The 7559-nt window shown below is 70.2% G+C and carries 9 protein-coding genes; 3 read left to right on the top strand and 6 right to left on the bottom strand.

The features are described 5' to 3' along the window. Together ACZ6PY_RS28275 and ACZ6PY_RS28270 are read left to right on the top strand one after the other, a co-directional pair. Positions 1-201 (top strand): hypothetical protein (locus tag ACZ6PY_RS28275; protein WP_466077562.1); only part of this gene is annotated, 201 nt, incomplete at its 5' end. Positions 202-580: 379 nt separating this feature from the next. Further along, positions 581-805, top strand: coding sequence for a hypothetical protein (locus tag ACZ6PY_RS28270; RefSeq protein ID WP_466077559.1), 225 nt, complete (start codon positions 581-583; stop codon positions 803-805). A gap of 27 nt (positions 806-832) precedes the next feature. Here the strand turns inward: ACZ6PY_RS28270 and ACZ6PY_RS28265 are convergent, their stop codons facing one another. Then, complete coding sequence (locus ACZ6PY_RS28265; RefSeq protein ID WP_466077556.1) at positions 833-1630, bottom strand: carbon-nitrogen hydrolase family protein; 798 nt, start codon at positions 1628-1630, stop codon at positions 833-835. Between the two features lie 40 nt (positions 1631-1670). Further along, positions 1671-2504, bottom strand: coding sequence for an EamA family transporter (locus tag ACZ6PY_RS28260; protein ID WP_466077553.1), 834 nt, complete (start codon positions 2502-2504; stop codon positions 1671-1673). A 41-nt stretch (positions 2505-2545) separates the two neighbouring features. Between ACZ6PY_RS28260 and ACZ6PY_RS28255 the strand changes: the two genes are divergently transcribed. Continuing rightward, on the top strand, positions 2546-3169 hold the full coding sequence (locus tag ACZ6PY_RS28255) for a helix-turn-helix domain-containing protein (protein ID WP_466077551.1): 624 nt from the start codon (positions 2546-2548) through the stop codon (positions 3167-3169). Positions 3170-3193: 24 nt separating this feature from the next. On the opposite strand, the gene clpX is transcribed toward ACZ6PY_RS28255, so the two are convergent. The 4 genes from clpX to tig form a co-directional block, all read right to left on the bottom strand. Next, positions 3194-4489 (bottom strand): ATP-dependent Clp protease ATP-binding subunit ClpX, encoded by a 1296-nt coding sequence (gene clpX, locus ACZ6PY_RS28250; RefSeq protein ID WP_091319119.1) that lies wholly within the window; start codon positions 4487-4489, stop codon positions 3194-3196. Positions 4490-4704: 215 nt separating this feature from the next. Then, positions 4705-5367: an ATP-dependent Clp protease proteolytic subunit gene (locus tag ACZ6PY_RS28245; RefSeq protein WP_013288034.1), complete on the bottom strand. Its 663-nt coding sequence runs from the start codon at positions 5365-5367 to the stop codon at positions 4705-4707. Positions 5368-5377: 10 nt separating this feature from the next. Then, positions 5378-6019, bottom strand: a complete 642-nt coding sequence (locus ACZ6PY_RS28240; protein WP_088960728.1) for an ATP-dependent Clp protease proteolytic subunit — start codon at positions 6017-6019, stop codon at positions 5378-5380. A 171-nt stretch (positions 6020-6190) separates the two neighbouring features. Next, positions 6191-7537 carry a trigger factor gene (gene tig / locus ACZ6PY_RS28235; protein ID WP_466077548.1) on the bottom strand — a complete coding sequence of 449 codons (1347 nt, stop codon included), beginning with the start codon at positions 7535-7537 and terminating at the stop codon, positions 6191-6193. Between the last annotated feature and the right edge of the window lie 22 nt (positions 7538-7559).

Raw genomic sequence — 7559 nt, 5'->3', positions numbered from 1 at the left:
CTGACCAGTCCGGGGTATAAATCAATTTGGCACTGGCTTATCAAGCACCCTGTTGAGTTCTCAAAGAACAACCACACACCATCCGGAACCCCGCATCAGCAGGACCCCGTCCGGGGCAACCTCTCTAACTTACCCGGCCCGACTTTCGCTGTCAACCTCGTGTTTGAGGTGATCAACTTAGGTCGGCCCGATCCACGCTGACGCACGCCGTATCCGGCGGTCGTTGCTGTCGTGGGTTCCGGCGGACCGGCCGATCGCCGCTTTCGCGGCCACCCGCCCGGCTCCCTGCCGGCTTTCGAACTCTACCCGGTCGGCTTCGCGATCGCAACCCCGTGTTTCTCGGAGTGTCTCGCACCGCCCGGATCCTCAGTCTGGCTCGGCGTTGCCGCCACCAGCCTGGCGCCCGTTCTCGGCCGGTTTGTCCGGCCTCCCGCGTGCAGAGAGAAAGTTACGCGGACGGCTCCGAGAAGGCAAATCAGTGATCGTCACTGTCGTTACCGGGTGCGCCGCGAGGCCCGACCGGCAGACGGCCGGGCGCGGACCCGGCCATCGCGGGCTCATCCGTGCCAGAGTGTTCGGCATGGACGTGTCCCGGTTCCCGGCGGAGACGCTCGCCGAGGAGGCCCTGCTCGGTCTCCTGCTGCCGTTCTGGCAGCTGGTCATCGGCGCCTTCGTGCTCGCCGCCGTCCTGGCGTCGGTGGGCCGTCTCGTCCGGCGCGGCCGCTCGCGGATGACCACGGCCCTGCTCGTCACCGCGCTGGCCATCGCCGGCTTCACGGTCGTCGGCGTGCTTCTGGAGAGCTGACGCGGGCTGCGAAGGCGGCGCGAGAGCTCAGAGCCGCCGGTTGGCGAGGCTCGGCAGCTCGACGCGGATCGCCCGCAGCCGCTCCGTGTCCAGGTCGGTGACGGCCACACCCGGCCCGTCGGCCACCTGGGTGAGCACCGTCCCCCACGGGTCCACCACCATGCTGCGCCCGAAGCAGGTCCGCCCCGGCTCGTGGTCGCCGGTCTGGCCGGCGGCCGCCACGAAGCACTGGTTCTCGATAGCCCGGGCCCGGAGCAGCACCTCCCAGTGGTCGCGCCCGGTGTGCATCATGAACGCGGCCGGCACCACCAGCAGTTCCGCACCACCGTCGACCGCCAGTTGCCGGTAGAGCTCGGGGAACCGCAGGTCGTAGCAGATCGACAGGCCGACCCGGAGGCCCTCGACGTCGACCACCACGGGCTTCTCCCCCGGTGCCACGGTCGCGGACTCCTGGTAGGAGACGCGGCCGGGGATCTCCACGTCGTACAGGTGGATCTTGCGGTAGGTGGCGGCGAGCGCGCCGTCACGGTCGAAGACCAGCGAGGTGTTCCAGGTGTGCTCGGGGTCCGGCCCGGCCTCGTGGAACGAGCCGGCGATCACCCACATGCCGAGCCGGCGGGCGGCGTCGGAGAAGAAGCGGCCCACCACCCCGTCGACCGGTTCGGCCGGCGGCATGCCGGCAGCGGGACCGAGGTAGTCGACGTACTCCGGGAGGACGGCCAGATCCGCGCCGGCCGCCGCGGCCCGGTCCAGCAGGGCCTCCGCTGCGGCGAGGTTCGCGGTGCGGTCCGCACGGGAGTTGAGCTGACAGACGGCGACGCGCATGGACCTCAGCGTACGGTCGGACGGCCGGCGGCGACAGGGCTCAGATGCTGGCCAGGACGAGCGCGCCGGCGGCGAACCCGAGGCCGGCCAGTTGCACCGGGCGGAGCCGTTCCCGGTCGACCGCGAGCGCGAGCAGCACGGTGCTCGCCGGATAGAGCGCGGCGATGGCGGCCACCACGCTGAGATGCCCCCGGCCGGCGGCGGCGAGGAACAGCGCGTTGGCCGCCGAGTCCAGCAGGCCGGCTGCCGCGGCCCAGCGGAGGACCCGCGGTGGGAGCCGCAGGCGTACGCCGGTGCGCGCGGCGAGCGCCAGGCCGAAGGCGATCGAGCTGACCCGTACCGCGGCCACCGGCCACATGCCGGCGCCCTCGTCGGCCTGGCCGAGCAGCGCGAAGAAGATCCCGAAGAGCAGCCCGGCGCCGAGCGCCATGCCGATCAGCCGTCCGGACACGCGGCCGGTGGCGCCACCCTCCCCCAGGCTGACCAGCGCGATGGCCACGACGGCGAGCCCGGCCCCGGCCAGCGCCACGGCCCCCGGCGAGTGGGCGGTGAGCAGACCGGCGACGATCGGCACGACCGCCGCGGTGATCGCGGTGATCGGGGCGACGACCGCCATCATGCCGCCGGCCAGGGCCTTGTAGAGCAGCATCACGCCGGCCGCGCCCGCCACGCCGGCGAGCAGCCCCCACGCCAGGTCGAGCGGGCCGGGCGTGCCCGGCACGACGAGGACGAGCGCGAGCAGCAGCGGAACGCTGAGCAGTTGCGACACCACGGTCACCGCGACCGGGTCGGCGTGCCGGGACGCCTTCCCGCCGGAGAAGTCGGCCGTGCCGAACGCGACCGCGGAGACCGCCGCGAGCACAATGGGGAACATCAGGCAGTCGTACCATAATATTGACCGCGAAGGATAGTGTGATGACCGACGCCGGAGGGCGGGTGGGCGCGGTGACCTCCGCGGTGGCCCGACAGGTACGCGAGCTGCGGGCCGCCCGCGGCTGGTCCTTCGAGGAGCTGGCCGGCCGCTCCGGGGTGAGCAAGGGCATGCTCGTGCAGATCGAGGGGGCGCGGACCAACCCGAGCGTGGGCACCCTCTGCCGGGTGGCCGACGCGTTCGGCGTCAACATCGCCCGGCTGCTGGAGCCGGCCGAGGAGAGCACCGTGCGGGTCTCCCGGGCCGGCGACGCGCCGGTGCTGTGGCGGGGCGCGCACGGCGGCACGGCACGGCTGCTCAGCGGGCTCGGCGAGCCGCACCTGGTCGAACTCTGGGACTGGCGGCTGGAGCCCGGTGAGGCGCACCACTCCCCCGACCACCCGCGCGGCACCCGGGAGGTGCTGCACGTTCTCGCCGGAACCGTCACGGCCACCGTGGAGGGCGTCGACCACGAGGTACGCGCCGGCGAGACGGTCGAGTTCCACGCCGATCGCGAGCACGGCTACCGCACCGCGGGCGACGAACCGGCGCGGCTGGTGATGGTGGCGGTCACCCCGTCGGGCGAGTGGGACCGGCGGACCCGGTCACGCGGACCGCGCCCGAGCTGACCCGGGCGCGGTCGCGGTTGGCGGTCAGGCCGACTTCTCCTCGCGGTCCCGGCGGGCACGCCGGCCGGTGAACTCGCGGGGCACGATCGTCGGGTTGACGTTCTCCAGGACGACCTCGCGGGTGATCAGCACCCGGGCGGCGTCGGGGTTGCTCGGCACCTCGTACATCACGGAGAGCAGGACCTCTTCCATGATCGCCCGCAGGCCGCGGGCGCCGGTGCCGCGGAGCATGGCCTGGTCGGCGATGGCCTCCAGCGCGGGCTGCTCGAACTCCAGCTCCACGCCGTCCAGCTCGAAGAGGCGCTGGTACTGCCGGACCAGGGCGTTGCGCGGCTCGGTGAGGATGCGGACCAGCGCGCTGCGGTCGAGGCTGCGCACGTTGGTGATCACCGGGAGCCGGCCGATGAACTCGGGGATCAGCCCGAACTTGAGCATGTCCTCCGGCATGACCTGGCTGAAGATGTCGTCGGTCGACCGCTCGGAGACCGACCGGAGCCGGGCGCCGAAGCCGGTGCCGCCGGAGCCGGTGCGGGCCTCGATGATCTGGTCGAGGCCGGCGAAGGCGCCACCGCAGATGAACAGCACGTTCGTGGTGTCGATCTGGATGAACTCCTGGTGCGGGTGCTTGCGACCGCCCTGCGGCGGCACGTTGGCCACCGTGCCTTCCAGCATCTTCAGCAGCGCCTGCTGCACGCCCTCACCGGAGACGTCCCGGGTGATAGACGGGTTCTCCGACTTCCGGGCGATCTTGTCGACCTCGTCGATGTAGATGATCCCGGTCTCGGCGCGCTTGATGTCGTAGTCGGCGGCCTGGATCAGCTTGAGGAGGATGTTCTCCACGTCCTCGCCGACGTAACCCGCCTCGGTGAGCGCCGTCGCGTCCGCGATCGCGAACGGGACGTTGAGCATCCGGGCCAGGGTCTGCGCCAGGTGGGTCTTGCCGCACCCGGTCGGGCCGAGCAGCAGGATGTTGGACTTGGCCAGCTCGACGCCGTCGCTGCCCGAACCCGGGGCGCCGGCCGCCTCGGCCTGGATCCGCTTGTAGTGGTTGTAGACCGCGACGGCGAGCGCCTTCTTGGCCTGCTCCTGACCGACGACGTAGTTGTCGAGGAACTGGCAGATTTCCATCGGCTTGGGAAGCTCTTCCCACTTCACCTCGCCGGACTCGGCCAGCTCCTCTTCGATGATCTCGTTGCAGAGGTCGATGCACTCGTCGCAGATGTAGACCCCTGGGCCCGCAATGAGCTTCTTGACCTGCTTCTGCGACTTGCCACAGAAGGAGCACTTCAGTAGGTCGCCGCCGTCACCGATCCGTGCCACCTACGTTCTCCCTGCACTCGTCGGCCGGTGCGCCGGCCCCTGACCTGCGGGCGCCGCGCGCCCGTCCGTCCTGTCGTCCCACCTCGCCGGTCCGACCCAACGAAGCGGCACAGACCCGACGTTACCCGCTGCCGGAGGTTTCTCCGACCCCCAAAACGGGTGTGTCAGAGGTCGGCCAGGAACGATGCCCCGGCCGACCTCCGACCGCACACTGCTCAGCCCGCGGCGTGAGACGCCAGCAGACCCTTCTTGCGGCTGGTCAGGATGGTGTCGACCAGCCCGTACTCCTTGGACTCCTCGGCCGTCATGATCTTGTCACGGTCGATGTCCTTGCGAACCTGCTCGATGGGGCGGTTGCAGTGCCGGGACAGCATGTCCTCCAGCTGCGTCCGCATCCGCAGGATCTCCCGGGCCTGGATCTCGATGTCCGACCCCTGGCCGTAGCCGCCCTCGGTGGCCGGCTGGTGGATGATGATCCGGGAGTTGGGCAGCGCCATCCGCTTGCCCGGGGTGCCCGCCGAGAGCAGCACCGCCGCCGCGCTGGCCGCCTGGCCCAGGCAGACGGTCTGGATGTCCGGGCGGACGTACTGCATGGTGTCGTAGATCGCCGTCATCGCGGTGAACGAGCCACCCGGCGAGTTGATGTACATGATGATGTCGCGGTCCGGGTCGGTGCCCTCCAGCGTCAACAGCTGGGCCATCACGTCGTTGGCCGACGCGTCGTCCACCTGGACGCCGAGGAAGATGATCCGGTCCTCGAAGAGCTTGTTGTACGGGTTGGACTCCTTCATCCCGTACGACGTGCGCTCGACGAACGACGGCAGCACGTAGCGGTTGTGCACGGCCGCGAACTGGGGCGGCAGGCTCAGGTCGGTCATCGTCAGCTCCTCAGCTCAGGGTCCCGGCGCCATCCGGAACCTGCGCGGCCCCGATGATCACCTTGTCGATGAAGCCGTAGTCCATGGCCTCCTGGGCGGTGAACCAGCGGTCCCGGTCCGAATCCGCCTCGATCTGCGCCTGGCTCTGGCCGGTGTGGTGGGCGACCCGCTCCTGGAACATCCGCTTCGTGTAGAGCATCTGCTCGGCCTGGATCGCGATGTCCGACGCGGTGCCGCCGAGGCCACCGGACGGCTGGTGCATCATGATCCGCGCGTGCGGCAGGGCGTAGCGCTTGCCCTTGGTGCCCGCGCAGAGCAGGAGCTGGCCCATCGACGCGGCCATGCCCATGGCCACCGTCGACACGTCGTTGTCGATGAACTGCATGGTGTCGTAGATCGCCATGCCGGAGTAGACCGAGCCACCCGGCGAGTTGATCCAGAGGTTGATGTCGCGGTCCGGGTCCTCCGCGGCGAGCAGCAGGAGCTGCGCGCAGATGCGGTTGGCGACCTGGTCGGTCACCTCGCTGCCCAGGAAGATGATCCGCTCCTTGAGCAACCGGTTGTAGACCGAGTCGTCGAGGTTGCCAATGGAGTCGCCACCACGGGCCTCGATCGCCCGGAGCGACTTCTTGGGGATGTGCATGTCGGTCATGGCAGCCCTTCGCTCTCCGTACCGTCCTACCCGACACTAACCGCTCAGCCGGAAGGCGTACTCCCGGTCGGGGCACTGTTCGCTCTCAGCGCAGTCACCCTCAGGGCGTACCCGGAAAGGGTTTCGGCCGCCGCCCGGCGCGGAGCGCGGGACGGCGGCCGACACCGACGATCAGTGCTGGTGGTCGTGCTCGGCCTCGTTCTGGGCGCGCAGCGCGTCGAGGGTGACCTCGTTGCCCGCCGAGTCCTTGATCTTGATCTTCTCCATCACCGCGGCGAGCGCCTTGCCCCGGCGGACGTCGCCGAAGACGGCCTGCGCGGCGCCGGAGCGGACCAGCTGGTCGTAGTACTGCTGCGGGGCCATCCCGGCACGCTGGGCGCGGTGGACGATCTCGTGACCGAACTCGTCGTCGGAGACCTGGACGTCCTCGGCGTCGGCCAGGGTGTCCAGCAGGAGCTGGATCTTGACGCCCTCGGTCGCGGCCTCGGTCAGCTCGGCGTCGATCTGCTCCTCGGTCTTCTCCTCCGCGGCCAGGTACTCCTCCAGGGAGGCGCCGATGCGCTCGAGCTGGTCGATCATCGCGGCCTTGCGGCTCTCGACCTCCTCCTTGACGACACCCTCCGGCGCCGGCACCTCGGCGGTCGCGACCATCTGCTCGAGGGCCTTGTCCCGGGCGGCGTAGATCTGCTCGACCTGCTTGCCGCGGCTGACCCGCTCACGGAGGTCGTTCCGCAGCTCCTCGATGGTGTCGAACTCGCTGGCCAGCTGGGCGAAGTCGTCGTCGAGCTCGGGCAGCTCCTTCTCCTTGACCGTGCGGACGGTCACCGCCACGTCGGCGTCCCGGCCGGCGTAGTCGCCGCCCACCAGCTGGGTGGAGAAGGTGGTGCTGTCGCCGGCGGCCAGGCCGACCAGCGCCTCGTCCAGGCCCGGCAGGAGCTGCTTGCTGCCGACCTCGTGCGAGATGTTGCTCGCCTGTCCGCCCGGCACGTCCTCGCCGTCGACGGTCGCGTTCAGGTCGATCTGGACGTAGTCGCCCTCCTGGGCGGCCCGCTCGACGGTCTTCAGGGTGGCGAACCGCTCCCGCAGGCTGTTGACCTGCTCGTCGATCTCGCTGTCGGCGATCTGCACCTCGTCGACGGTCACCTCGATGGTGGCCGGGTCCGGCAGGGTGATCTCCGGGCGGACGTCCACCTCGGCGGTGAAGTTCAGCGAGTCACCGTCGTTGAACTCGGTGATCTCGACCTCCGGACGGCCGAGCGTCTTCAGGTCGTGCTCCCGGACCGCGGCCAGGATGTTCTGCGGGATGGCCTCCTGCACCGCCTCGTTGAGGACGGTGCCCCGGCCCACCCGCTGGTCGATCACGGCCGCCGGAACCTTGCCCCGGCGGAAGCCGGGAACCTGGACCTGCTGGCCGATCTCCCGGTACGCCTTCCTGAGGCTCGGCTCGAGCTCGACGAACGGCACCTCGATGGCGAGCCGCACGCGCGTCGGGCTCAGAGTCTCGACGGTGCTCTTCACAGGCGTACTCCTTGACGGATCT

Source organism: Micromonospora sp. NPDC048907 (assembly GCF_055586885.1).
This window is presented reverse-complemented; position numbering and strand designations above follow the sequence as displayed.